This window comes from Mycolicibacterium wolinskyi, from assembly GCF_002101965.1.
In the GTDB taxonomy this organism is placed as follows: Bacteria; Actinomycetota; Actinomycetes; order Mycobacteriales; family Mycobacteriaceae; genus Mycobacterium; species Mycobacterium wolinskyi.
On the sequence record NZ_LQQA01000015.1, the window covers coordinates 429,538 to 453,159 of the forward strand.

The window sequence follows — 23,622 nt, forward strand, 5'->3', positions numbered from 1 at the left end:
TTATTGGCCGTCACCGACAACTGGTTCGGTGGTCTGCTCCATGGCCAGCTCGAGCCGGACCCCAAGCAGCCGGATCGGCCGGTCGAGCTCGAACTGGTCGAGCACCGCCAGCGCGGTGTCGGTGATCACGCCGCGGTCCGTGGTCGGTGCGGGCAGCTTGCGGATCTTGGTCCGGGTGTAGAAGGTCTTGGTTCGAACGGTCACCGCCACCCGGGTGACGATGCGGTGCTGTTCGACCACCTCGGCCAGCGTGCGGTGCGCCAGTTCCACGACGGCAGCATCGATCTCACTGCGATCGGTCAGATCTTGGGCGAACGTCACGACATGACTTCGCGAACGTGGCACCCATGGTTCGGAGCTGACCTCGGTATCGCCGCCGCCCTTGGCGAGTAACAGAATCCACAAACCCGTGCTGGGCCCGAATGCCGCCGTCAGCACCGCGGCATCGGTCGCGGCCAGGTCGGCGACCGTGCTGATGCCCATGGTGGCAAGCTTTTTCGTGGTCTTGGGCCCCACGCCCCACAAAGCGTCGGGCGGGCGGTCACCCATCACCGCCATCCAGTTGTCTTCGGTGAGCACGTATACGCCTGCCGGTTTGGCCAAGCCGGTCGCCACCTTGGCGCGTTGCTTGTTGTCGCTGATGCCCACCGAGCAGGACAGTCCCGTCTCGGCGGCGATCACGGTGCGTATCCGCTCGGCCAGCTCGACCGGATCGGTGACATCCGCGCCGAGGTAGGCCTCGTCCCAGCCCCACACCTCCAGCGGGTGGCCGAGGTCGCGCAGCAGGCCCATGACCTGTTCGGAGGCTTCGTCATAAGCGGCCGGGTCCGAAGGGAGGAAGGTGGCATCCGGGCACCGCCGCGCCGCGGTACGCAGCGGCATGCCGGCGTGGACGCCGTACTCCCTGGCCTGATACGACGCGCAGGTCACCACCTTGCGCGGTTCGGTGGGGTCACCGCTGCCGCCGACGATGACCGGCAGGCCTTCCAACTCCGGGTGGCGACGCAGCTCCACCGACGCCAGGAACTGGTCCAGGTCGACGTGAAGCACCCAGCTGGTCATCGCGCTAGTGGCCACACAACTTACGGGCGGTGTCCTCCCAGGCCGCCGCCAGTTCATCGAGGGTTCGGCCGCGATCGGCCGTCTGATGCGCCACGTAGTCGGCGTCCAGCAGGGCGATCAAGGCATCGGTCTGTGCATCCAGGTCGCCCGTGGTGCCTGCCGCTTCGAGCAGCATCCGCACGTGCGACCGGTGCAACATGAACGGGCCCGCGAACCGCATCTGCGGGTCCCGCACCGCATCGGACAGCAGGGCCTGGTGACACTGCACGAATCTCAGGCGCTCGCGGCCGTAGGCCAGCAGTCGGTCGAGAGGCGGCGCGCCGGGGCCAAGCGGCGGAGGGCCGAACATGAACGCTTCCTGCTGGGCCGTCTCGTCCTCGTCCAGGAGCACCATCATCAGGCCGGCTCGACTGCCGAAACGGCGAAACAGCGTGCCCTTCCCGACACCGGCGGCCACCGCGATATCGTCGGTGCTCACCGCGTCCGGTCCACGTTCGGCGATCAGCTTGCGTGCGGCGTCGAGCAGGAGGGCCCGGTTGCGGGCGGCGTCACCACGTTCGTGTGGCATCGCGTCGGTGACCGCGAGCTTGGTCGGGCGGTCGGAGGCTGCCACCCTTGCACTTTAACTCAGGGGGAATTAATCGGACCACGGTCCGGTTGATGGGTGGGGCGATCGGAAAGACCGGCTCAGAGGAAAGGGAACGCGAACATGGCCGATATCAAGGTGCTGGTGCTGGTGGGGAGCCTGCGCGCGGCGTCGATCAACCGACAGCTCGCCGAACTCGCCGTCGAGACGGCGCCCGACGGCGTGGATCTGCGGATTTTCGACCGGTTGGCGGAGCTGCCGTTCTACAACGAGGACATCGACACGCAGGACGTCGCCGAACCCGTCGCCGCGCTGCGGGAAGCGGCGGCCGGCGCTGACGCCGCGCTCGTCGTGACGCCCGAATACAACGGCACCATCCCGGCCGTGCTGAAGAACGCGATCGACTGGCTGTCGCGGCCGTACGGCAACGGCGCACTCAAGGAGAAGCCGGTGGCCGTGATCGGCGCCGCCCTCGGCCAGTACGGCGGGGTGTGGGCGCACGATGAGACGCGCAAGTCGTTGGGTATCGCGGGCCCGCGGGTGGTCGAGGACCTCAAGCTCTCCATCCCGGCCAAGGTGTTCGACGGCAAGCATCCGCGCGAGAACGCCGAGGTTGCCGCGAACCTGCGTGATGTCGTCGGCAAGCTGGCCGCCGAGGTCGGCTGAGCCGACGATCTGACCGGCGTCGGCTGAGCCTGCTCATTCAGGCCGTGCGCAGGCTGCCGCCGTCGATCACGTATTCGGCGCCGGTGATGTAGGCGGCGCGATCCGAGACCAGGAATCCGACGAGTTCGGCGACGTCGCGCGGGCGTCCGGGTGCGCCAAGTGGGATGCCGCCGATCGAATCCATGATCGCGCGGCGCGCGGCGGGCAGGTCGACGCCGTTCAGCTCTGCCAGGGTTGCCGCCATCGCGTGGGCGGATTCTGTCTCGATGTAGCCCGGTGACACCGCGATGACGCGAATGCCGCTGGGCGCCAACTCGTTCGACAACGCCTTGCTGTAATTGGCGAGTGCGGCCTTGGCGGCTGCGTACGGCACGGTGGTCGGCAGTGGCGAGTGGCGCTGGATCGAGGTCACGTGCACGATCACGCCGCTGCCCCGGTCGACCATGCCGGGGACCAGGAGCCGATCGAGCCGGACGGCGCCGAAGAAATTCTGGTTGAACGTCGACAGCCAGTCGTCGTCGGTGAGGGTCGCGGTCGGACCGTCGTGCTGACCCGACCCGCCGGCGTTGTGCACGACGATGTCCGCCCCGCCCCACCGTGTGACGACTTCGGCCGCTGCCGTCGCGACGCCCTGTGGGGTCGCGATGTCGGCCACCACCAGTTCGTCGGCGGGGTGGTCGTCGGATGCGGTCCGCGCCACCGCGACGACAGTCGCTCCGGCCTCGCGGAGGCGTTCGACGATGGCGCGGCCGATGCCGCGGGTGCCGCCGGTCACCACGGCTCGCTTGCCGTGCAGATCTTGCGGGGTGGACACGTGTGTTGGCATGTCGTTCGCCTCGGGTTGTAGCGGCGCTATAGAGTTACTATAGCGATGTGAAAGGCAACGCGAAGGACCGGCTGTTGCGGGCGGCCGCCGAACTGCTCGATGCCGCCCCCGGTGAACCGGTGTCCACTCGGGCGGTGTGCGAGCGGGCCGGCGTGGCGGCGCCGACGCTGTATCACCACTTCGGCAGCAAGCAGGGCCTGTTGGATGCGGTCGTCGAGTTCGGGCTCGGCCAGTACGCCGCGCAGGGCGATGCCGACGACGATCCGGTCTCCGACTTGAGGCGCGGCTGGGACCAGCACGTCCAGTACGGATTGGACCATCCCGCGTTCTATGTCCTGTTGTACGGCGGGATCGCGCCCGGCCGGCCGTGCAAGGTCACCGCTGTCGCCCAGGTGCAGCTGACCCGGCTGCTCGAGCGGGCCGAGCGGCGGGGCCTGCTGCGGGTGCCGGTGGACGAGGCCGCCGAACAGATCGTCGCGGCCAATGTCGGCGTGACGTTGCAGTTGATCGCCGAGCCGGCCGGCGCTGCCGATCTGGGGCTGTCGGTGGCGCTGCGAGAGAACGTCCTCGCCGGCCTGCTCGTCACCTCCGCGCCGGAACGCGGGCCGGTGTCGGAGGTCGCACAGGCCGCTGCCGCGCTCGCTGACGCGCTCGCCGGGCCCGGCGGCGGTGGGCCGTCGTTGAGCGATGGCGAACGGGTGCTTCTCGGCGAGTGGTTGTCAAGGCTGTCGCGGACTTGACAACCGCACGGACGCTTTGCTGCGTGCCGGTTTCGGCCCGATGGTTGTCGGTGCCTGGTGGTAGACACCTCTATATAGGGCGACACGGCCTTGCGCCCGGTGTGCGACACGCCGGGGGCGAGGCGGCCGGCAAGCTTACGACCTGGGAATTTCAAAAATGTTATTCAGAACATGTTGTATGGCTTCGGATGGCGGGCCACTAGGTGTAGTGTCTGTGAGACCGACAGGCCACCACAGTTCGGGAGCCCGCCGGAGCGCAGCGAATCCGGCGGAGTCGGTTTCAGAACCGGCCGGAGAGCGGCCTCGGGCAGCAGGAATTTTGGCGGCCCGGCGGTCGCTGATGTATAGCGAGATGCAGTACCTGACCAGTTGCCAGTCACTGTCTAGATTTCTTCACTTACCGCAAGAGGAGCCGTACCGAAGATGACCGTCACCGTGTACACCAAGCCCGCATGCGTGCAGTGCAACGCCACCTACAAGGCGCTGGACAAGCAGGGCATCGCCTACGAGAAGGTCGACATCACCCTCGACAGCGAGGCCCGCGACTACGTCATGGCGCTGGGCTACCTGCAGGCGCCTGTCGTGGTGGCCGGCAACGAACACTGGTCGGGCTTCCGTCCGGACCGCATCAAGGCGCTCAGCTCCGCAGCGGTCAGCGCATAGACATAAGGCAGTAACAACCGGGGGAGAGGATGAGGACAGATGGCCAATCTCGTCTACTTCTCCAGCGTCTCGGAGAACACCCATCGTTTCGTCGAGAAGCTGGGCCTCCCCGCCATCCGGATCCCGCTGCACGGCCGCATCGAGGTGGACGAACCCTACGTCCTGATCCTGCCGACCTACGGCGGTGGCCGTGCGACCCCGGACATCAATGACGGTGGCTACGTTCCCAAACAGGTCATCGCGTTCCTCAACAACGAACACAATCGGTCGTTGATCCGCGGCGTCATCGCCGCGGGCAACAACAACTTCGGTGCGGAGTTCGCCTACGCGGGCAATGTGGTCTCGCGCAAGTGCGGTGTGCCGTACCTCTATCGCTTCGAACTCATGGGAACCCCGGACGACGTGGCTGCCGTCCGCGCGGGCTTGGAAGACTTTTGGAAGGACCAGACGTGCCACCAACCGTCACAGCTGCAGAGCCTGTAAGCGACAGCACGCACGCGCTCCCCGGGGAGACCGACTACCACGCCCTGAACGCGATGCTGAATCTGTACGACAAAGACGGCAAGATTCAGTTCGACAAAGACAAGCAGGCCGCGCGCGAGTACTTCCTGCAGCACGTCAACCAGAACACGGTCTTCTTCCACAGCCAGGACGAGAAGCTCGACTACCTGATCGAGAAGAACTACTACGAGCGCGAGGTGCTCGACCAGTACAGCCGCAACTTCGTCAAGGGGCTGCTGGATCGCGCCTACGCCAAGAAGTTCCGGTTCCCGACGTTCCTCGGTGCCTTCAAGTACTACACGAGCTACACGCTCAAGACCTTCGACGGCAAGCGTTACCTGGAGCGGTTCGAGGACCGCGTCGTCATGGTCGCGCTGACGCTCGCCGCCGGTGACACCGAACTGGCCGAGAAGCTGGTCGACGAGATCATCGACGGACGGTTCCAGCCGGCGACGCCGACGTTCCTCAACTCGGGCAAGAAGCAGCGCGGCGAGCCGGTGTCGTGCTTCCTGCTGCGCATCGAGGACAACATGGAGTCCATCGGGCGCTCGATCAACTCGGCACTGCAGTTGTCCAAGCGCGGTGGCGGAGTTGCCTTGCTGCTCACCAACATTCGTGAGCACGGCGCGCCGATCAAGAACATCGAGAACCAGAGCTCGGGCGTCATCCCGATCATGAAGCTGCTGGAGGACTCGTTCTCCTACGCCAATCAGCTCGGGGCGCGTCAGGGCGCCGGCGCGGTGTACCTGCACGCGCATCATCCCGACATCTACCGGTTTCTCGACACCAAGCGCGAGAACGCCGACGAGAAGATCCGGATCAAGACGCTCTCGCTGGGCGTGGTGATCCCGGACATCACGTTCGAGTTGGCCAAGAAGAACGAGGACATGTACCTCTTCTCGCCGTACGACGTCGAACGCGTCTACGGCGTCCCGTTCGCCGACATCTCGGTCACCGAGAAGTACTACGAGATGGTCGACAACGCACAGATCCGCAAGACCAAGATCAAGGCGCGCGAGTTCTTCCAGACGCTGGCCGAGCTGCAGTTCGAGTCGGGTTACCCCTACATCATGTTCGAGGACACGGTGAACCGGGCCAACCCGATCGACGGCAAGATCACCCACAGCAACCTGTGCTCGGAGATCCTGCAGGTGTCGACGCCGTCGGTGTTCAACGACGATCTGTCCTACGCCAAGGTGGGCAAGGACATCTCGTGCAACCTCGGCTCGCTCAACATCGCCAAGGCCATGGATTCGCCGGACTTCGCGCAGACCATCGAGGTCGCGATCCGGGCGCTGACGGCAGTGAGCGATCAGACCCACATCTGGTCGGTGCCGTCGATCGAGCAGGGCAACAACAGCTCGCACGCGATCGGGCTCGGGCAGATGAACCTGCACGGGTACCTCGCCCGCGAGCGGATCTTCTACGGGTCCGAAGAGGGCATCGACTTCACCAACATCTACTTCTACACCGTGCTGTTCCATGCCCTGAGGGCATCGAATCTCATTGCCATCGAACGTGATACGCGTTTCGGCGGCTTCGAGAAGTCCAAGTACGCCTCAGGTGAGTTCTTCGACAAGTACACCGAGCAGGTGTGGGAGCCGAAGACCGACAAGGTGCGGCAGCTCTTCGCCGACGCCGGGATCCACATCCCGACGCAGGATGATTGGAAGCAGCTGAAGGAGTCGGTGCAGAAGCACGGCATCTACAACCAGAACCTGCAGGCGGTTCCGCCGACCGGGTCGATCTCCTACATCAACCACTCGACGTCGTCGATCCACCCGGTCGCATCGAAGATCGAGATCCGCAAGGAAGGCAAGATCGGTCGCGTCTACTATCCGGCGCCGTACCTGACGAACGACAACCTGGAGTATTACCAGGACGCGTACGAGATCGGGTACGAGAAGATCATCGACACCTATGCGGCGGCCACCCAACACGTGGATCAGGGGCTCAGCCTGACGCTGTTCTTCAAAGACACCGCCAACACGCGCGACGTCAACAAGGCGCAGATCTACGCCTGGCGCAAGGGAATCAAGACGCTCTACTACATCCGCCTACGCCAGATGGCTTTGGAAGGCACCGAGGTCGAAAACTGCGTCAGTTGCATGTTGTGATCTGAGCTGGCGTGCTGCGCGAGCGTGGGCACTATGCACGCGTTAGCTCGAATTGGCGTGCACAAGGCCCACGCTCGACGTGTCTGTTAGTCGCGAGCCTGCTCCGCACGCACGGCCTTCAGGCGGCGTTCTTCGCTCAGCACATTCTGGTAGCTCTCCCGTTCGGCGACCAGCCAGTCCGGCTTCTCCTCGAGCAGCTGATTGATCTGCTCGGTGGTGAGTGCCTCGGTAACCCCGCCGCGCGCGAGACCCGCGATCGAGACACCGAGCTTGGCCGCCACCAGATTCTTGGGGTGCGGCCCGTTCTTGCGGAGATCCTTGAGCCACTGCGGCGGATCGGCTTGCAGCGCCGCGAGCTCGGCGCGCGTGATCGCATTCTCCTGGAACTCGGCTGGCGTCGCCGGCAAGTACACGTCCAGCTTCTTCGCCGCCGTGGCGGGTTTCATGGACTGCGCATTCGGCCTGCTCATGCTGGTCCCTCGCAAGCGTCGCTCATGGCCTCAGCCTATCGGTAGCCTGAGGCGGTGACCCAGTCGTCGCTCACCCTCGGGTACGTCCCGGGCGGGACGCCCGCGAAGTGGGCCCGGATCTGGGCGGAGCGCCATCCCAACGTTCCCCTGCAGTTGTGCGCCGTGGATGCGGCCGATGCGGCAGACGCGGTGCGGGCCGGCACCGTCGACGTGGCGTTGTTGCGGCTGCCCGCCGACACATCGGGGCTTGCAGTCATCCCGCTGTATGAGGAGACGACGGTGGCCGTGGTGCCGACCGATCACCTTCTCACTGCCGATGATGAGATCACCGCCGCGGACCTCGACGGTGAGTCGACGTTGCTTCCGCTCGACAACGTCGTCACCTGGTCGGCCCCGGGTTCCCCGCTTGAGCACCGACCCGACACCACGAAGGACGCAATAGAACTCGTTGCCGCTGGAATGGGCGTGGTCGTCGTTCCGCAGTCGCTGGCGCGGCTGTATCACCGCAAAGACCTCACATACCGCCCGATCACCGACGCGCCCGCGTGCCCCGTCGCGCTGGCTTTCCCGGAGGGCCCGCAGTCGCCGCTCGTCGAGGAGTTCATCGGTGTTGTGCGTGGCCGCAAACCGAGTTCGTCGCGGGGGCAGGCCGAGCCCGCTCCGAAACGCACCGCACGGGAGAAGACGCTGGCGAAGCAGGCTGCCCGCGCCGCGGCGGGAAAGGTCGCCCGTAAGCCGAGTCGAACTCAACGCGGTCGACGCTGATCAGCCAGATGGCTTCCGAGGGAAGCGAAGTGGCGGGTTTGCACAGGTCATGACCGCTTGCGTTGGCAATTTTCGTGAAACGTTTCAAAACCGGCGGGCTTTCGCTAAGGTCCGTCGAGGAATCGCTTCATGTGTCCCCGACCACAGCCGTGGCGGGTGTGGCGCTCGCGGTGGCAGCACGGGCGTCGTCAGGCAACGAAAGGCCAAAGATGACAGTGTCCACCGCACCGACCACGGCGCCCTTCTTCAGCCGCGAGCGCATCATCGCGCCGCCGGGCTGGAGTCGATGGCTGGTGCCGCCGGCGGCATTGTCGATCCATCTGTCCGTCGGCGCGGCTTATTCGTGGAGCGTGTTCAAGAAGCCGCTCGAGGGAGCGCTCGGCATCTCCGGCACGCTGAGCGCCCTGCCGTTCACGATCGGGATCGTCATGCTCGGGCTGTCGGCCGCGGTCTTCGGCACCTGGGTCGACCGCAACGGGCCGCGGATGGCCATGTTCGCGGCGATGTGCTGCTTCTGCGGTGGATGGCTCGTCGGTGCCGCCGGGCTTGCCCTGGGCCAGTACTGGCTGGTGCTGCTGGGCTACGGCGTGCTGGGCGGGATCGGTTGGGGCATCGGTTACATCTCGCCGGTTTCCACGCTGATCAAGTGGTTCCCGGACAAGCCGGGAATGGCGACCGGGCTGGCGATCATGGGCTTCGGCGGCGGCGCGCTCATCGCGTCACCGTGGTCGACGGCGATGCTGGGCGCGTTCGGCACCGACACCGCCGGGATCGCGAAAACCTTTGTCGTACACGGATTGGCCTATGCGGTCTTCATGTCGTTGGGCTGGCTTCTCGTGCGGGTGCCCCGGCCGGATTGGCGGCCGACGGGCTGGACGCCACCGCCGGTGCAGGCGGGGTCGATCGTGACCGGCGGGCAGGTATCGGCAGGCAACGCGGTCAAGACCCCACAGTTCTGGCTGCTGTGGGTGGTCTTGTGCTTCAACGTGACTGCCGGCATCGGCATCCTGGAGAAGGCTTCGCCGATCTACCAGGACTACTTCCCGATGGCGGGCGCGGCGGCGGGTGCGTTGGCTGCCGCGGCGGCCGGATATGTGGCGATGCTGTCGCTGGGCAACATGCTCGGCCGTATCGGCTGGTCGAGCCTGTCGGATGTGATCGGCCGCAAGAACGCCTACCGGCTCTACCTGGGTGTGGGTGCGCTGCTCTACCTGACGATCACGGTGATGGAGAACTCCAACAAGCTGATCTTCCTGATCGCCACCATCCTGATCCTGTCGTTCTATGGTGCGGGTTTCGCCACCGTCCCCGCGTATCTGCGGGATCTGTTCGGCACGTTCCAGGTCGGCGCGATCCACGGCCGGCTGCTCACCGCGTGGTCGGCAGCGGGAATTCTCGGACCGATCATCGTGAACTCGGTCGCCGACAGTCAGGCCGCGGCGGGCAAAGACGGCCCGGCGCTCTACACCGTGTCATTCTCGATCATGATCGGGCTGCTCGTGATCGCGCTGGTGTGCAATGAGCTGATCCGCCCGGTGTCCTCGAAATGGCATGAACCGGAAGGCAATCCGGCGAAGTCCGTCGCGAAGGAGGTGGCCCGGTGAACGAGCCTGCTGTCGAGTATCACGAGTACACACCGACGGTCCCCAAGGCCTACATCGCACTCGCATGGCTGTGGGTCGTGGTGCCGTTCGGATACGGCGCCTACCAACTGCTGCTCAAAGTCGGGCAGTTGTTCGGCTGACACCGAGGACTTGCCGGCGAAAATCACTGGAGACCCACGCCGCGAGTTGTCACGCTCGAGTGCATGATCGCCCATCTGCATTCGTCACCGAGCGACTTCGGCGCGGTAACGGGTGCGCTGTACGGCGCGGACCCGGTGCTGTTCACCTCCGAGCTGACGACGCTGCGCACCGAGCCATGGCCGGCAGATCAAGTCCTGCTCTCGGTGTCGAACGGTGGCACCGTCGCCGGTGCGGCCGTGCAGATACGCGAGTCGGTGCTGTTGGTCAGTGGTCTGCCTCCGGACGCCTCGCGGTCGGCGGCCGATGCACTCGCATCAGCGAATGCTCAGCTGTTGGGTGTGCGCGGAACCCCCGCTAACGCAACGGCTTTCACTCGGGCTTGGCGTGCGGTCACCGGGGTTGCGGCCCGCAGATCGTCGGAAGACGTGCTGTATCGCCTGGGTGTACTCACGCCGCCGACCGGGGTCCCCGGCAACTGGCGGCTCGCGGCAGATCCCGACGCCGAGCTCTTCGAACGTTGGCTCGACGCGTTCTATGTCGATGCGTTCGGCGCCGAGCCGAACATCGAGGCGAACCGCGGCATGCTCGCGTCGGTTCGCGCTGCCGGTGGCCACGTCCTGTTGTGGTCTGTCGGAGATGTGCCGGTCAGCATGGCGCGGCTGCATCCGGCTGTGCTCGGCACGTCGCGCATCGGTCCGGTCTACACGCCCAGCGAGCACCGCGGCCACGGCTATGCCGCCGCGGTCACCTCCGCGGCAGCGCAGTTCGCGCGTGACCGCGGGGTGAGCGATGTCGTGCTGTTCGCCGATGCCGCAAACGCCGTGTCCAACGGCGTCTACAAACGCATCGGCTTTGTGCCCGTCGCCGAGAACGTCCGGTATGCGCTCAGCCCCGATCGCCGCCGCTGACTTCCAGGACGGTGCCGGTGATGTAGCTGGCGTCGTCGGATGCCATGAAAAGGATTGGCGCCACCTGCTCTTCGATGCTGCTGTACCGCTTGAGGAACGTGCTCTGGGTGCTTTGCACGACGGTTTCCTCATGCCACCGAATCTCGTCGTCGGTCAGCGGATCGGGATTGCGGGGAATGCCTCCGGGCGGTGCCGCGGTTCCGCCGGGGGCGGTGGCGACGACGCGAATGCCCTTGCTCGCCGCTTCGAACGCGAGCGACGCGGTGAGCGCGTTGACGCCGCCCTTTGCGGCCGCATACGGCACGCGGTTGATGCTGCGGGTGGCGTTCGACGACACGTTGACGATGACTCCGTGGCCACGTTCGATCATGGACGGCAGGGCCGCGCGCGCACACCACAGCGTCGGCAACAGCGAGCGATGCAGTTCGGCGAGGATCTGTTGCTCCTCGTAGAACTCGTACGGTTTTCGCCAGATGGTCCCGCCGACATTGTTGACCAGAATGTCGATCCGGCCGAACTCGGCGATCGCGGACTGCATCAGATCGCATGCGCCGCTGTAGGTTTCGAGATCACACACGAAACCGCGCGCTGCGCTGCCCGCCGATGAGATCTCGTCACTGGCGCCGTGGACGCGGTCGGATCTGTCGGCGAGCACGACGGCTCCGCCCTCCGCGGCGATACCGCACGCGACGCCTTTGCCGATACCCTGCGCCGCACCCGTGACAACGGCAACCTTGCCCGTGAAGCGCATCACCGGCTCTCCACCGCGACCGCGGACTCACCGGTTGCCTCGGGCGAGGACAAGCCGGGGTGCTGCGGGCGCAGCATCAACGTCGCGAGCGCGGCGATGGCCAGCGGAACGGCGATCAAGCCGAAGTAGCCGCCCACCCCGAAGCTGCCCAGCAGCCAGCCGCCGAGTGCTGAACCGATGATCGAACCGGTGCGGCCCACGCCGATGGAGAAGCCGGTTGCGGTGCCGCGCAGCTGAGTCGGATACGTCTCGGCGATCAGGTAGTTCAGCACCAGCTGTTGACCGCCGATGCCGAGCCCGGCCACCGCGATCAAGGCGAACGTCAACGTCCAGTTCGAGCCACTCACCGCGAGGCCCAGCGCCACCGCGATCCCGAGGCCGAACATGCCGAGCAGCAGCCGGCGGATCGGCACACGGGACAGCAATGCGGTTACCAGGAACGAGAAGACGATGAACGCGCCGTTGACCACGATGGTGCCCGATGCGGCCTGTTCTTTCGACAGCCCGGCCTGGTGCAGGGCCGTCGGGGTCCACTGCAGCAACAGGAACCACGCGATCCAGTTCGCGAGATAGATCGCGCAGATCGTGATGGTCGAGGTGCGGTAGTCCGAGGCGAACAGCGCGCGGACCGAGCCGGCATTCTGCTCGCGCTGCTCGGCCGCGAGGATCGCGTCGTCGGGGATGGACGCCCCGGTGATCCGGCGCAGCAGCTCCCGGGCTTTGTCCTGGCTCGCGGCGTCATCGCGGGTCGCGAGATAACTCGGGGACTCGGGCAGGAAGACGACGACGATGGCCAGCAGAAGCAGCGGCAGCAGGCCGCCGAGGAGGAAGATGCCGCGCCAGCCGAGGGCCGGAAGCCAGGCCGCCGCCACCACGCCGCCGAGCATCGCGCCGCCGGGCAGGCCCAACAAGACCAGCGTCATCGACAGTTTCCGGGACCGCTCGGGGCTGTATTCCGCCGCGAGAGCCAGCAGTGACGGCGTCGCACCACCCATGCCCAGGCCGATGAGGAACCGCAGCAGCACGATCTGCCACGGGGCCTGCGCGAACGCGCCGAGCAGCGAGAAGAAGCCGAAGATGGAGAGCGCCAACAGGATTGCCCGCTTGCGGCCGATGCGGTCACCGATCGATCCCAGCGTGATGGCGCCCAGAGCCATGCCGACCGTGCTCGCGGTGATCACCGCGGTCATCTCGGCGGTCGCCATGGAGAATTCCTCGGCGATCGACGATCCGATGAACGCGATCGACTGGGTGTCGAAGCCGTCGAGGAGGGCGATGGCGAAACACAAGCCGACGACACCCCAGCGCTTGAGATTCATGGGGGTGTCGTCGATGACCGATTGCACGCGAATCAGTGACGACGGCATGGCGTGGCCTTTCTGAAACAAGAGCCTGTGAACAAGGCCTCAAGTAGGGCACAGAGTGAGGCGCCGTCTCTATAGTGAGCGCTGGAAGTCTCGCGATACGGGACTAATAAGTGCCATCGCCCGATTGAGACGCTATTTTGTTCCTGATCCCGGGACAAGTGAGGAGCTGAGCATCGACGTCGAACCCATCGGCGAGCATCTGTCCTCGCTGGACTCCGGCCTGCGGGTGATGACGATGTTCGTCAACTCCGACAGCATCAACGTCACGTCGGTGGCGCGGGAACTGTCGTGCTCGCGCTCGAGCGCGTACCGCATCCTCAACACCCTGCGCAACAGGGGCATCGTGATCCTTGGGCCGACGGGCCGCGGGTATTTTCCCGGACCGGTGCTGCTCGACCTGGCTCGCCCGCGTGGACTCGACCTCGATGACCGCACGCGCCTGCTGCCCGTGCTGCGGCGTGCCGTCGACCTCACCGGCGAGACCGTCCATGTCGCGACCCTGGTGGGTACCCAGGTGTTGTTCTTCGACGGGATAGAGCCCGACCGGCCCGTGCGCGCGACGCTGCAACAGGGGTATTTGCGTCCGGCACATGCCATTTCGGCGGGCAAGTTGTTGCTGTCCCAGCTCACCGACGATCAGGTGCGCGCCCTGTACCCGGCGCAGCAACTCGCCAAGGTCACCCCGTGGACCATCGACACGGTGACAGGTCTGCTCGACGAGTTGGCCACCATTCGCCGTACCGGCCAAGCCTTCAGCAGGCAGGAAGCGGCGGTCGGGTTGTGCGGGACAGCCGTGGCGCTGCCGGGCCGATCGTGGCGCGAGCGAGTCGCGCTGTGTGCCACCGTCCCGCACGATCGTGGCGACGACGCCGGCCTGCTGGCGACGCAGGCAGGCCTGCTCGAGGCGGCCGCAGGGCTGACATAGACGAATGGCCAGTCATGACACGCAGAAAGCGAAAAAGCGTGTCACAACTGGCCATTCGGCACAGACGGCTACTTGATGGTGTGCTGTGGGCCCTGGGCCTTCTTGTAGAGAGCCTTGAGCATCCGGTCGCGGAACGCGGCGTTGTCGATCAGCTTGACGCCTGCATCGGCCAGCTTCGGGTAGCCGATCAGCTTGTGCATGTAGCGGCCACGCCGGTACTCCCGACCCCACGCGGCTTCCATGCGCTGCGCGTAGTTCGTGAAGTCGTCGGGCCCGCCGTTCTGCAGCGCCGCGATCGCGCACTCACCGGCGGCCAGCCCGGACTCGAGCGCCTTGGAGATGCCCGCGCCCGAGGCCGGCTTGCCCGCACCCAGCGAGTCGCCGGTGAACAGCACACCCGGACGCCATGGCGGCCATGCCGTGAAGCCCATCGGCAATCGCCACGCCCGCACGCTCTTGTTCTTCTTGAGCTCTTCGATCGGCGGCAGCTCCCACTCGGCGGGCAGGGTCCGCAGGAACTCGCCGAGGAACTGGGTGGCGTTGATCGACTGCCAGTTCTTGTAGGAGTTCACATAGCCGAGGCCGATGTTGAAGATGCCGTTGCCCATCGGGAACACCCAGCCGTAGCCGGGCAGCTGGTCGCCCTGGAACATCAGCTTGAGGTAGATGTCGAGGCTGTCCGAATCGGCACGGTTGGCGTGCATCTCCGAGCGGATCGCGATCGCGGAGTAGCCGTTGTACTCCGAGTCGATCTTGAGTGCGCGCTTGATCGGGGAGTAGGCGCCGTCGGCGGCGATGACGGCGTCGCCGAACACCTTCTCGCCGCTCTTGAGCACCACGCCGACGACGCGGCCGTCGGCGTCGAACTCGGGCCCGGCCACCTCGGCGCCCTGCCGCACCTCGGCGCCAGCCGATTCGGCGTGCTTGAGCAGCACCGTGTCCAGATGGGTCCGGCTGACGGTATGGCCGTGATCGGGCATCCCGGGGCGCCGCGGGAACGACAGCTCCCACGCGCTCGGGCTGAACACCGTCACCCGGTTGACCCGGTGATAGGTGGCGACCTCGTCGGCCAGTCCCATCTTCTGCAGATAGCTCACCGCGCGTGCGGTCAGTCCGTCGCCGCACGGCTTGTCGCGGGGAAACTCCGCTTTGTCCAGGACGACCACCTTGGCGCCGGTCTGAGCGGCCTGCCATGCGGCGGCCGACCCCGATGGGCCACCTCCGGCGATGACCAGGTCGTATCGCTGCGTCATGAGCCTCGTCTCGTTCGTTGAGTGTCGCAGAGATAGTACCCAAGCAAGATGTACCCAGCTTGCCGGGAGAAATCCCCGGGTCAGCGGCACCGTCAGGCGTGTTACTGCGCGGTCTGAGCAGGTCAGCGCCACCAGGCGAGTACAGTGATCGCGTGCGACGAGGGTCGAGGACACATTCCAGCAGCGAGGCGGGCGTCAAGGTCGACGCCCGCAGCGAGCGCTGGCGTGAACACCGCAAGAAGGTGCGGTCCGAGATCGTCGACGCCGCGTTCCGGGCGATCGACCGCCTCGGCCCCGAGCTGAGCCTGAGGGAAATCGCCGAAGAAGCCGGGACTGCGAAACCGAAGATCTACCGCCACTTCGCCGACAAATCCGACCTGTTCCAGGCGATCGGGGAGCGGCTGCGCGACATGCTGTGGTCGGCGATCTTCCCGTCGATCAACCTGGCCGCCGACCCGGCCCGCGAGGTCATCCGGCGCAGCGTCGAGCAGTACGTGCAGCTTGTCGACCAGCACCCCAACGTGCTGCGGTTCCTGATCCAGGGCCGATTTGCCGAGCAGAGCGAATCGACCATGCGGGCGCTCAACGAGGGGCGGGGCATCACGCTGGCGATGGCCGACATGTTCTCCAACGAGCTCCGGGAGATGGAACTCGACGGGGCGGCGATCGAGCTGGCCGCGTTCGCGACGTTCGGCGCCGCGGCGTCGGCCACCGACTGGTGGCTGGGCACCAAAGAGGACAGCCCGCGGCGGATGCCGATCGACGAATTCGTCGCGCACCTGACCACGATCATGGTCGGCTCGATCAACGGCACCTGCGAGCTGCTCGGCATCTGGATCGACCCCGATCTTCCGCTCCACGAAGGTGTGCAGCGCCGCGAACACGTGGGCTGATCGACCACCTCACCGGCGCGTTGACAGCCGAGCACTGGGGCCGGAAACTGGCAAATAGCCGGTACCGGCGTTCCCGGGAAAGGATCTGACTATGACGGCTGCCGAACAGGCCGCTGCCAGCCAGCAACCCGTGCAGACCCGCGCGCTGATCATCGGCAGCGGCTTCTCCGGGCTGGGCATGGCCATCGAGCTGCAACAGCGCGGCGTTGACTTCCTGATTCTGGAGAAGGCCGACGAGATCGGCGGCACCTGGCGCGACAACACCTATCCGGGCTGCGCGTGTGACATCCCGTCGCACATGTACTCGTTCTCGTTCGAGCCGAAGGCCGACTGGAGCTACATGTGGTCCTTCCAGCCCGAGATCCAGGATTACCTGCTGGGCGTGACGGCGAAGTACGGGCTGCGCCGCTACATCACCTTCGGCGCGCACGTCGACCGCGCGCACTGGGACGACGACGAGTTGCGCTGGCACGTGTTCACCAAGGACGGGCGCGAGTACGTCGCACAGTTCCTCGTCTCGGGCGCCGGTGGCCTGCACATCCCGCAGATCCCGGACATCGAGGGTCGCGACCAATTCGCCGGTGCCGCATTCCATTCCGCGGAATGGGATCACAGTGTCGACATCCGCGGTAAGCGGGTGGCGGTCGTTGGCACCGGTGCGAGCGCCATCCAGATCGTGCCGGAGATCGTCAAGGACGTCGCCGAGTTGCATCTCTACCAGCGGACTCCGGCGTGGGTGATGCCGCGGGTCAACAACAGGTTCCCGCTGTGGCTGCGCCGCGTGTTCAGCTACGTGCCGGGCACCCGCGCGCTGCTGCGCGCGGGGATCTACTGGATCCACGAGGGCGTCGGCTTCGCCATGACCAAGCAGCCCCGGCTGCTCAAGATCGGCGAGATGATGGGCCGCTACAACATCAACCGCAGCATCAAAGACCCCGAGCTGCGCCGCAAGCTCACCCCGGACTACCGCGCGGGCTGCAAGCGCATCCTCAACTCCGACACCTACTATCGCGGCATCGCGAACCCGAAGACGCAGGTGATCACCGAGCGCATCGCCCGGATGACCCCGACCGGCATCGTCACCGCCGACGGCGTCGAGCACCCCGTCGACGTCGTGGTGTGGGCGACCGGATTCCACGTGACCGACTCCTACACCTACGTCGACATCAAGGGGGCAGGCGGCGAGGACCTCGTCGACCGCTGGAACCGGGAGGGCATCCAGGCGCACCGCGGCATCGCCGTCGCCGGCATGCCCAACCTGTTCTTCCTGCTCGGGCCGAACACCGCGCTCGGGCACAACTCGGTGGTCTTCATGATCGAGTCGCAGATCCGCTACGTCGGCCAGGCGATCGCGGCCGTCGACAAGGCCGGCGCCGCCGCGCTCGCGCCGAGCCGCCGCGCGCAGGACGAGTTCAACGCCGGACTGCAGCACGATCTCACCGGCACGGTGTGGAGCACCGGAGGTTGCCGGAGCTGGTACCTCGACGAGCACGGCGTCAACCGCACGCTCTGGAGCGGCATGACCTGGCAGTACTGGCTGGCAACGCGCTCGCTGGACCCGTCGGAGTTCGATTTCTACGACACGGAGCGCGACACGAAAACACAAGGTGTTGCGGTCACGACCGGTGGCTGACCCCAGGGGTAGTGTCGGTGGTGCCGTCCGGCAAACACAACGACCTGGTGGAATGGGGTTCTGGTGAGCGAAGGCATGAAGCTGATCGACCGCGTCTCAGCGATCAACTGGAACCGGCTCCAGGACGAAAAGGACGCCGAGGTCTGGGATCGGCTGACCGGTAACTTCTGGTTGCCGGAGAAGGTCCCGGTGTCCAACGACATCCCGTCGTGGGGGACTCTCACCGAACACGAGAAGCAGCTGACGATGCGGGTGTTCACGGGCCTCACGCTGCTCGACACCATCCAAGGCACCGTCGGCGCCGTGAGCCTCATCCCGGATGCGCTCACGCCCCATGAGGAAGCCGTCTACACCAACATCGCGTTCATGGAGTCCGTGCACGCCCGCAGCTACAGCAACATCTTCTCGACGCTGTGCTCGACCGCCGAGATCGACGACGCGTTCCGCTGGTCGGAGGAGAACCCGAACCTGCAGCGCAAGGCCGAGATCGTCATGCAGTACTACAAGGGCGACGAGCCGCTCAAGCGCAAGGTGGCCTCCACGCTCCTGGAGAGCTTCCTGTTCTACTCGGGCTTCTACCTGCCGATGTACTGGTCGAGCCGGGCCAAGCTGACCAACACCGCCGACATGATCCGGCTGATCATCCGCGACGAGGCCGTGCACGGCTACTACATCGGCTACAAGTTCCAGCGCGGATTGGCCCTCGTCGACGACGCCAAGCGCCAGGAACTCAAGGACTACACGTACGAGCTGCTGTTCGAGCTCTACGACAACGAGGTCGAGTACACGCAGGACCTCTACGACGGCGTCGGGCTCACCGAAGACGTCAAGAAGTTCCTGCGCTACAACGCCAACAAGGCGTTGATGAACCTCGGCTACGAGGCGCTGTTCCCGCGTGACGAGACCGACGTGAACCCGGCGATCCTGTCGGCGCTGAGCCCCAACGCCGACGAGAACCACGACTTCTTCTCGGGTTCCGGTTCTTCGTATGTGATCGGTAAGGCCGTCAACACCGAAGACGAGGACTGGGACTTCTAGTTCCAGCGCGACCAGACGCGTAGGTACCCGAAATCAACGATTTTCGGGTACCCACGCGTCTGCTCGGCGGTGCTCAGCGGCCCCGCGCCGGCTGAGCGGCCGTCGACGCCGATGACGACGGCACCGTCGACGGCCGCTCGATGATCGTCGAATTGCGGCCGCCCACACGGTAACTCGCCCCGCGGTGTTCGTCGGCGAGCCGGTCGCCGTGGCCCAGCAGCTTGTTGCGCAGGCTGCCCGGCGCATAGCTGGACTGGTAGGCGCCCCGCGCGGTCAGCACCGGGACCACGTGGGAGATGAAGTCGGCGAATGAGCCGGGCGTGATGGCGTAGGCGAGATTGAAGCCGTCGACGTCGGTTTCGTCGACCCACTCCTGCAGGGTATCGGCCACCCGGACGCCGGAGCCGACGATGCGCGGACCCATGCCGCCGATCTCGCCCCATTCGGCGATGTCGCGCACGTTCCACTCGCCACCCTTGTCCGAAGCGGACTGAAAAGCCTTGACCGCGGACAGGATTGCGTTCGAATCGACGTTGCCGATCGGCTCGTCGAGGCCGTAGCGGGCGAGGTCCACGCCCATCCAGCCGGACATGAACACCAGTGCGCCCTCCGGATCCCCGTAGGAGAGGTACTCGGCGTGCTTGGCGTGGGCTTCCTCGTCGGTCTCGCCGGTGATGACCGTGGTGAGATTGAAGATCTTGGCCGAGTAGGGATCGCGGCCGGCCAGCTCGAGCTCGGAGCGGATCGTCGAAACCGTCTCGCGCAGAATGGCTTTGGTCGGCGCGGCGGTGAAGATCGCCTCGGCGTTCTCGGCGGCGAACCGGACTCCGCGTGGCGACGAGCCGGCCTGATAGATCACCGGGGTGCGCTGCGGTGACGGTTCGGCGAGATGAACGCCCGGAACGCTGAAATGTTCACCGGCATGGCCGATGTGGTGCACCTTGGCCGGGTCGGTGAACACGCCGCGCTCGGCGTCGCGCACGACGGCGTCGTCCTCCCACGAGCCTTCCCACAGCTTGTAGAGCACTTCGAGATACTCGTCGGCGTGGTCGTAGCGCGCGTCGTGCGCGGGCTGGTCGGTCTGGCCCATGTTGCGGGCCGCGGCAGGCAGATACCCAGTGACGATGTTCCAGCCGATGCGGCCGTTGGTGAGGTGGTCGAGCGTCGACATGCGCCGCGCGAACGGATACGGATGCTCGAAGCCGGTGCCGGTGGTGATGCCGAAGCCCAGATTCTCGGTCACCAGCGCCATGGCCGAGACCAGCAGCATCGGATCGCCCACCGGGATCTGTGCCGCCTGGCGGATGGCGGCCTCGTCGCTGGCGCCGTAGACGTCGTAGGTGCCGAGCACGTCGGCGATGAACAACCCGTCAAATCGGCCGCGCTCCAACAACTTCGCGAGCTCGGTCCAGTAGGTGATGTCCTTGTAGCGCCAGGACTGGTCGTCGGGATGTCGCCACAGCCCGGGGGATTGGTGGGCGACGCAGTTCATGTCGAAGGCGTTGAAACGGATCACGCGGGTCACCGCGCCGAGGATGCCGGGTGACCGCGGTGATTTCACCGGTTGTGTTCAGCGGGATTGTTTCTCGCGGTGAACGACGGGTGAAGGGGCGACCAACTGTCGGCCCTCGAGTGGTGCGCTCACCGCCCACCCACCAAACTGGCGCAGTGACCACACAGTCGCTGGTGATCTCGATCCTGAACTGGTTGCGTGCCGGATATCCCGAGGGTGTCCCCGGCGACGACCGCGTGCCGCTGTTGGCGTTGCTGCGCGCCACCCCGTTGACCGATGAACAGGTCAAAGAGGTGGTGCGGAATCTCACCGCCGACGGTTCGACAGCGCTCGTCGACGGCTCGATCGATCATGACGAGATCGCGGCCTTCATCGCCGAGGTGTCGCACCACGACGCCGGCCCGGAGAACATCAACCGGGTAGCGGCCAAACTGGCCGCCGCGGGTTGGCCCCTGGCCGGCGTCGAGCGCGAAACCGTCTGAGTACTAACCCCGCAGCGATGCGGTGTCGATGACGAACCGGTAGCGCACGTCACTGGCGAGCACGCGCTCGTAGGCCTCGTTGATGTAGTCGGGCGCGATGACCTCGATCTCGGGCAGCGCGTCGTGCTCGGCGCAGAAATCGAGCATCTCCTGGGTCTCGGCGATGCCGCCGATCATCGACCCGGACAGGCTGCGTCGCATACCGGCCAGCGGGAACGGCGGCACCTCCATGGCGTGCTCGGGCATACCGAGTTCGACGAGCGTGCCGTCGACCTTGAGCAGGCCGAGGTAGGCGCCGAGGTCGAGGTTGGCCGACACGGTGTTGAGGATCAGGTCGAACGATCCGCGCAGCTTCTTGAAGGTGTCCGGATCGGCGGTCGCGTAGTAGTGGCTGGCGCCCAGACGCAGGCCGTCTTCCATCTTCTTGAGTGACTGGCTCAGCACGGTGACCTCCGCGCCCATCGCCTTGGCCAGCTTGACGGCCATGTGGCCGAGCCCGCCGAGACCGATCACGGCGACCGACTTGCCGGGGCCGGCATTCCAGTGCCGCAGCGGGGAGTAGGTGGTGATGCCTGCGCACAGCAGCGGAGCGGCCGCGTCGAGCGGGATGCTGTCGGGGATGCGCAGCACGTAGTTCTCGTCGACGACGGTGGCGCCGCTGTAGCCGCCGAACGTCGGGGTGCCGTCGCGCTCGGTCGAGTTGTAGGTGGCGATCATGCCGGTTCCGGTGCAGTACTGCTCCAGGCCGGCCTTGCAGTTGTCGCATTCACGACAGGAGTCGACGAAACAGCCGACGCCGACGTGATCGCCGACTTTGTACTTGGTGACCTCGGAACCCACCTCGGTCACCACACCGGCGATCTCGTGGCCGGGGACAACGGGGTAGTTGGGCGTGCCCCACTCACCCTTGACGGTGTGGATGTCGGAATGGCAGATCCCGGCGAAATGGATGTCGAAAGCTACGTCGTGCGGGCCGACCTCGCGGCGCTTGATCGTGGTCTTGGTCAGTGGCTCGGTCGCCGAGTTCGCGGCGTAGGCGGAAACAGTGCTCATCAAAGCCCTCTTTTATCGTCGTCAGTGCATACTTCTGGGGACATTAGCCCAGTTAACTGGCGCCTGCTGAACACAGCAGAGCCCGTATGAGAAACGACGAGGCGCGTAGCGCTAATCCCGGCTTTCGCTGTGACCTTGGTCCCGGCTACCTGGCTACAGGCTGGGCGCGCGGAACGATCCGTTGAACGACACGCGCTCGACGCTGACCAGGCCGGCCAACGTGTAGGGGTCGCGGTCGATGATGCTCTGGGCTTCCTCGGCGCTGATGTCGCCGGTGATCAGGACGGCACCGGTCGGTGTTTCCTGACGGCCGGCCAACAGGATGCGCCCCGCGGCCACTTCCTCCTCGAGCCAGGCGATATGGGCGGGCCGGGTCTGCTCGACGACGTCGAGCGGCTTCAGGTATGTCGTGGTGAGTACGTGGAACACGCTGCGAGATTAGTTGATCGGTGCGTTGACCCAGCGCAGGTCGTCGAGGATCCCGCGTGCGGCCACGATGTTCTGCCCGGTCTGCCACACCTCGTTGTTGACCACGAACACCCGGTTGTCGCGCGCGGCCGACAGCGCACGCCATGCGTCGCTGTCGAGGATCGCGGTGGCGTTGTCCCTGGCCGCCGCAGACGCGAACGAGACGTAGACGATGTCGGCGTCGGCGATCGAGTAGTCGGCGTCCGACGTGCTCAGCTCCTCGTACGGCTTGTCGGTGAACCGTTGGGCCGCAGGGCGATCCAGGCCGACCGCGGCCAGCACGCTGCCGGGGAAGTTTTCGGCGCCGTACACGCGCACGGTGTTCTCGGTCAGCTGCACCACCGATGCCTGGAAGTGGGCGGCGTCGTTGTCGGCACCGGTCTTGCGGGCCGCATCGTCGAACTTCTCGATCAGGTCGTCGGCAGCACCGGCGCGTCCGGTCGATGCCCCCACCGCGCGCAGGGTGTCGCGCCAGTCGGCGCCGGGCGTGCCGGTGAACACGGTCGGCGCGATCGCCGCCAGCGCCCCGAACGACGACGGCGTCAGCGCCTGCGACCCCAGGATCAGGTCGGGTTTCGCCGCCTCGATCGCGGCGAGGTCGGGGGCGCCGCGGGTACCTGCCGGTGCCACCTCGTGGACGACGGTGCCCAGGTATGAGGGCTGGGTGGTCGAACCGTCCGGAAGCGCCGCCGCGACGATGCGCGCTTGCAGGCCGAGCGCGCACAGGGCATCGAGCTGGTCGCCGGACAACACCACGATGCGCTGCGGATCGCCGCGCAGCTCGGTCGTCTCGGGGATGTCGGCGCCTCTCGCGTTGCGGACCTCGCGGGGCGCCGGATCGGCGGGCGCCGGGTCCGGTGCACAGGATTCGTCGGGCCTGCGCTGGTTGCCGAGCACGCCGGCGTCGGCGATCTTGGTCACACTGGTGCTCATCGACGGCTGGCTCGCCGGCGTGGCGTCTTCCGAACCGCACCCGCTGCCCAGCGTCACGGCTGCGACAGTCAACAGGGCGCTTGCCAGTGCGCGGTTCCTCAGCACGGGGCGACGTTAACACTCGGCCGCTTGCGGCTGGTCAGGGCTTCGTCCGGGGCAGGTGCCCGGCCAGTACGACACTTTGTAGGACCCACGGGCACGCATGTCGCGGGGAGAGTTAGGATTCAGTTCGATAAGCGGGATTTCCCGACGAATCTTTGGAGG

General features: G+C 66.1%; 25 protein-coding genes. 14 read left to right on the forward strand and 11 right to left on the reverse strand.

Features of this window, described 5'->3' with window-relative positions:
- Both AWC31_RS16440 and AWC31_RS16445 read right to left on the reverse strand, forming a co-directional pair.
- Nucleotides 1-1,062 carry a DNA polymerase IV gene (locus AWC31_RS16440; protein ID WP_085145191.1) on the reverse strand — a complete coding sequence of 354 codons (1,062 nt, stop codon included), beginning with the start codon at nt 1,060-1,062 and terminating at the stop codon, nt 1-3.
- Nucleotides 1,063-1,066: 4 nt separating this feature from the next.
- Nucleotides 1,067-1,675 (reverse strand): TetR/AcrR family transcriptional regulator, encoded by a 609-nt coding sequence (locus AWC31_RS16445; RefSeq protein ID WP_067857206.1) that lies wholly within the window; start codon nt 1,673-1,675, stop codon nt 1,067-1,069.
- A 96-nt stretch (nt 1,676-1,771) separates the two neighbouring features.
- Here AWC31_RS16445 and AWC31_RS16450 point away from each other — a divergent pair, with 96 nt between their 5' ends.
- Complete coding sequence (locus AWC31_RS16450) at nt 1,772-2,314, forward strand: NADPH-dependent FMN reductase (protein ID WP_067857210.1); 543 nt, start codon at nt 1,772-1,774, stop codon at nt 2,312-2,314.
- A gap of 37 nt (nt 2,315-2,351) precedes the next feature.
- Here the strand turns inward: AWC31_RS16450 and AWC31_RS16455 are convergent, their stop codons facing one another.
- Nucleotides 2,352-3,140, reverse strand: a complete 789-nt coding sequence (locus AWC31_RS16455; protein ID WP_085145192.1) for an SDR family oxidoreductase — start codon at nt 3,138-3,140, stop codon at nt 2,352-2,354.
- A gap of 47 nt (nt 3,141-3,187) precedes the next feature.
- Here AWC31_RS16455 and AWC31_RS16460 point away from each other — a divergent pair, with 47 nt between their 5' ends.
- From AWC31_RS16460 to nrdE, 4 genes are all read left to right on the forward strand, one after another.
- Nucleotides 3,188-3,880, forward strand: coding sequence for a TetR/AcrR family transcriptional regulator (locus AWC31_RS16460; RefSeq protein ID WP_085145193.1), 693 nt, complete (start codon nt 3,188-3,190; stop codon nt 3,878-3,880).
- A gap of 423 nt (nt 3,881-4,303) precedes the next feature.
- Complete coding sequence (locus AWC31_RS16465) at nt 4,304-4,543, forward strand: redoxin NrdH (RefSeq protein ID WP_067857222.1); 240 nt, start codon at nt 4,304-4,306, stop codon at nt 4,541-4,543.
- 39 nt (nt 4,544-4,582) lie between these two features.
- A complete protein-coding gene (gene nrdI / locus AWC31_RS16470; RefSeq protein ID WP_067857223.1) occupies nt 4,583-5,026 on the forward strand; it encodes a class Ib ribonucleoside-diphosphate reductase assembly flavoprotein NrdI in 444 nt (147 codons plus the stop codon).
- Nucleotides 4,993-7,161, forward strand: a complete 2,169-nt coding sequence (nrdE, locus tag AWC31_RS16475; RefSeq protein WP_085145194.1) for a class 1b ribonucleoside-diphosphate reductase subunit alpha — start codon at nt 4,993-4,995, stop codon at nt 7,159-7,161. Before nrdI ends, nrdE begins: the two co-directional genes overlap by 34 nt.
- A gap of 86 nt (nt 7,162-7,247) precedes the next feature.
- On the opposite strand, the gene AWC31_RS16480 is transcribed toward nrdE, so the two are convergent.
- Nucleotides 7,248-7,631 carry a DUF5997 family protein gene (locus tag AWC31_RS16480; protein ID WP_085145195.1) on the reverse strand — a complete coding sequence of 128 codons (384 nt, stop codon included), beginning with the start codon at nt 7,629-7,631 and terminating at the stop codon, nt 7,248-7,250.
- Nucleotides 7,632-7,685: 54 nt separating this feature from the next.
- Between AWC31_RS16480 and AWC31_RS16485 the strand changes: the two genes are divergently transcribed.
- From AWC31_RS16485 to AWC31_RS16495, 4 genes are all read left to right on the forward strand, one after another.
- Complete coding sequence (locus AWC31_RS16485) at nt 7,686-8,396, forward strand: LysR family transcriptional regulator substrate-binding protein (protein ID WP_085145196.1); 711 nt, start codon at nt 7,686-7,688, stop codon at nt 8,394-8,396.
- A gap of 209 nt (nt 8,397-8,605) precedes the next feature.
- Complete coding sequence (locus tag AWC31_RS16490; RefSeq protein ID WP_085145490.1) at nt 8,606-10,000, forward strand: OFA family MFS transporter; 1,395 nt, start codon at nt 8,606-8,608, stop codon at nt 9,998-10,000.
- The gene (locus AWC31_RS36865; RefSeq protein WP_110775112.1) at nt 9,997-10,140 is read left to right on the forward strand and encodes an MFS transporter small subunit; all 144 of its coding nucleotides are present in this window, start codon (nt 9,997-9,999) and stop codon (nt 10,138-10,140) included. Before AWC31_RS16490 ends, AWC31_RS36865 begins: the two co-directional genes overlap by 4 nt.
- Nucleotides 10,141-10,203: 63 nt before the next feature.
- On the forward strand, nt 10,204-11,049 hold the full coding sequence (locus tag AWC31_RS16495) for a GNAT family N-acetyltransferase (protein WP_067857238.1): 846 nt from the start codon (nt 10,204-10,206) through the stop codon (nt 11,047-11,049).
- Here AWC31_RS16495 and AWC31_RS16500 read toward each other — a convergent pair.
- Both AWC31_RS16500 and AWC31_RS16505 read right to left on the reverse strand, forming a co-directional pair.
- On the reverse strand, nt 11,027-11,800 hold the full coding sequence (locus AWC31_RS16500; RefSeq protein ID WP_085145197.1) for a 1,6-dihydroxycyclohexa-2,4-diene-1-carboxylate dehydrogenase: 774 nt from the start codon (nt 11,798-11,800) through the stop codon (nt 11,027-11,029). The genes AWC31_RS16495 and AWC31_RS16500 overlap by 23 nt on opposite strands.
- Nucleotides 11,800-13,167, reverse strand: a complete 1,368-nt coding sequence (locus AWC31_RS16505; RefSeq protein WP_234816880.1) for an MFS transporter — start codon at nt 13,165-13,167, stop codon at nt 11,800-11,802. The genes AWC31_RS16500 and AWC31_RS16505 overlap by 1 nt, the downstream gene beginning before the upstream one ends.
- 124 nt (nt 13,168-13,291) lie before the next feature.
- Here AWC31_RS16505 and AWC31_RS16510 point away from each other — a divergent pair, with 124 nt between their 5' ends.
- A complete protein-coding gene (locus tag AWC31_RS16510) occupies nt 13,292-14,092 on the forward strand; it encodes an IclR family transcriptional regulator (RefSeq protein ID WP_085145198.1) in 801 nt (266 codons plus the stop codon).
- 68 nt (nt 14,093-14,160) lie between these two features.
- On the opposite strand, the gene AWC31_RS16515 is transcribed toward AWC31_RS16510, so the two are convergent.
- Nucleotides 14,161-15,345, reverse strand: a complete 1,185-nt coding sequence (locus AWC31_RS16515) for an NAD(P)/FAD-dependent oxidoreductase (RefSeq protein ID WP_085145199.1) — start codon at nt 15,343-15,345, stop codon at nt 14,161-14,163.
- A 152-nt stretch (nt 15,346-15,497) separates the two neighbouring features.
- On the opposite strand from AWC31_RS16515, the gene AWC31_RS16520 reads away from it, so the two are divergent.
- The 3 genes from AWC31_RS16520 to nrdF all read left to right on the forward strand — a co-directional run bounded on the left by AWC31_RS16520 (nt 15,498) and on the right by nrdF (nt 18,909).
- Complete coding sequence (locus AWC31_RS16520; RefSeq protein WP_067857253.1) at nt 15,498-16,238, forward strand: TetR/AcrR family transcriptional regulator; 741 nt, start codon at nt 15,498-15,500, stop codon at nt 16,236-16,238.
- A gap of 91 nt (nt 16,239-16,329) precedes the next feature.
- Nucleotides 16,330-17,871 (forward strand): flavin-containing monooxygenase, encoded by a 1,542-nt coding sequence (locus tag AWC31_RS16525; RefSeq protein ID WP_085145200.1) that lies wholly within the window; start codon nt 16,330-16,332, stop codon nt 17,869-17,871.
- Between the two features lie 75 nt (nt 17,872-17,946).
- On the forward strand, nt 17,947-18,909 hold the full coding sequence (gene nrdF / locus AWC31_RS16530; protein WP_085145201.1) for a class 1b ribonucleoside-diphosphate reductase subunit beta: 963 nt from the start codon (nt 17,947-17,949) through the stop codon (nt 18,907-18,909).
- Between the two features lie 73 nt (nt 18,910-18,982).
- Here nrdF and AWC31_RS16535 read toward each other — a convergent pair whose 3' ends face one another.
- Nucleotides 18,983-20,434 (reverse strand): LLM class flavin-dependent oxidoreductase, encoded by a 1,452-nt coding sequence (locus tag AWC31_RS16535; RefSeq protein ID WP_085145492.1) that lies wholly within the window; start codon nt 20,432-20,434, stop codon nt 18,983-18,985.
- A gap of 143 nt (nt 20,435-20,577) precedes the next feature.
- Here AWC31_RS16535 and AWC31_RS16540 point away from each other — a divergent pair, with 143 nt between their 5' ends.
- On the forward strand, nt 20,578-20,904 hold the full coding sequence (locus tag AWC31_RS16540; RefSeq protein ID WP_085145202.1) for a DUF3349 domain-containing protein: 327 nt from the start codon (nt 20,578-20,580) through the stop codon (nt 20,902-20,904).
- Nucleotides 20,905-20,907: 3 nt separating this feature from the next.
- Here AWC31_RS16540 and AWC31_RS16545 read toward each other — a convergent pair whose 3' ends face one another.
- The 3 genes from AWC31_RS16545 to AWC31_RS16555 form a co-directional block, all read right to left on the reverse strand.
- Nucleotides 20,908-21,957 carry an NAD(P)-dependent alcohol dehydrogenase gene (locus AWC31_RS16545; RefSeq protein ID WP_085145203.1) on the reverse strand — a complete coding sequence of 350 codons (1,050 nt, stop codon included), beginning with the start codon at nt 21,955-21,957 and terminating at the stop codon, nt 20,908-20,910.
- A gap of 153 nt (nt 21,958-22,110) precedes the next feature.
- Complete coding sequence (locus AWC31_RS16550; RefSeq protein WP_085145204.1) at nt 22,111-22,386, reverse strand: YciI family protein; 276 nt, start codon at nt 22,384-22,386, stop codon at nt 22,111-22,113.
- 9 nt (nt 22,387-22,395) lie between these two features.
- Nucleotides 22,396-23,463: an iron-siderophore ABC transporter substrate-binding protein gene (locus AWC31_RS16555; RefSeq protein ID WP_085145205.1), complete on the reverse strand. Its 1,068-nt coding sequence runs from the start codon at nt 23,461-23,463 to the stop codon at nt 22,396-22,398.
- Nucleotides 23,464-23,622 lie beyond the last annotated feature (159 nt).

Bases quoted from the DNA above. Each gene is read 5' to 3' on its own strand.
- AWC31_RS16505 (WP_234816880.1), bottom strand. From the start codon at position 13,167: ATGCCGTCGTCACTGATTCGCGTGCAATCGGTCATCGACGACACCCCC.
- AWC31_RS16450 (WP_067857210.1), top strand. From the start codon at position 1,772: ATGGCCGATATCAAGGTGCTGGTGCTGGTGGGGAGCCTGCGCGCGGCG.
- AWC31_RS16480 (WP_085145195.1), bottom strand. From the start codon at position 7,631: ATGAGCAGGCCGAATGCGCAGTCCATGAAACCCGCCACGGCGGCGAAG.
- AWC31_RS16495 (WP_067857238.1), top strand. From the start codon at position 10,204: ATGATCGCCCATCTGCATTCGTCACCGAGCGACTTCGGCGCGGTAACG.
- AWC31_RS16490 (WP_085145490.1), top strand. From the start codon at position 8,606: ATGACAGTGTCCACCGCACCGACCACGGCGCCCTTCTTCAGCCGCGAG.
- nrdF (WP_085145201.1), top strand. From the start codon at position 17,947: ATGAAGCTGATCGACCGCGTCTCAGCGATCAACTGGAACCGGCTCCAG.
- nrdI (WP_067857223.1), top strand. From the start codon at position 4,583: ATGGCCAATCTCGTCTACTTCTCCAGCGTCTCGGAGAACACCCATCGT.
- AWC31_RS16455 (WP_085145192.1), bottom strand. From the start codon at position 3,140: ATGCCAACACACGTGTCCACCCCGCAAGATCTGCACGGCAAGCGAGCC.
- AWC31_RS16545 (WP_085145203.1), bottom strand. From the start codon at position 21,957: ATGAGCACTGTTTCCGCCTACGCCGCGAACTCGGCGACCGAGCCACTG.
- AWC31_RS16440 (WP_085145191.1), bottom strand. From the start codon at position 1,062: ATGACCAGCTGGGTGCTTCACGTCGACCTGGACCAGTTCCTGGCGTCG.
- AWC31_RS16515 (WP_085145199.1), bottom strand. From the start codon at position 15,345: ATGACGCAGCGATACGACCTGGTCATCGCCGGAGGTGGCCCATCGGGG.
- AWC31_RS16465 (WP_067857222.1), top strand. From the start codon at position 4,304: ATGACCGTCACCGTGTACACCAAGCCCGCATGCGTGCAGTGCAACGCC.
- AWC31_RS16500 (WP_085145197.1), bottom strand. From the start codon at position 11,800: ATGCGCTTCACGGGCAAGGTTGCCGTTGTCACGGGTGCGGCGCAGGGT.
- AWC31_RS16525 (WP_085145200.1), top strand. From the start codon at position 16,330: ATGACGGCTGCCGAACAGGCCGCTGCCAGCCAGCAACCCGTGCAGACC.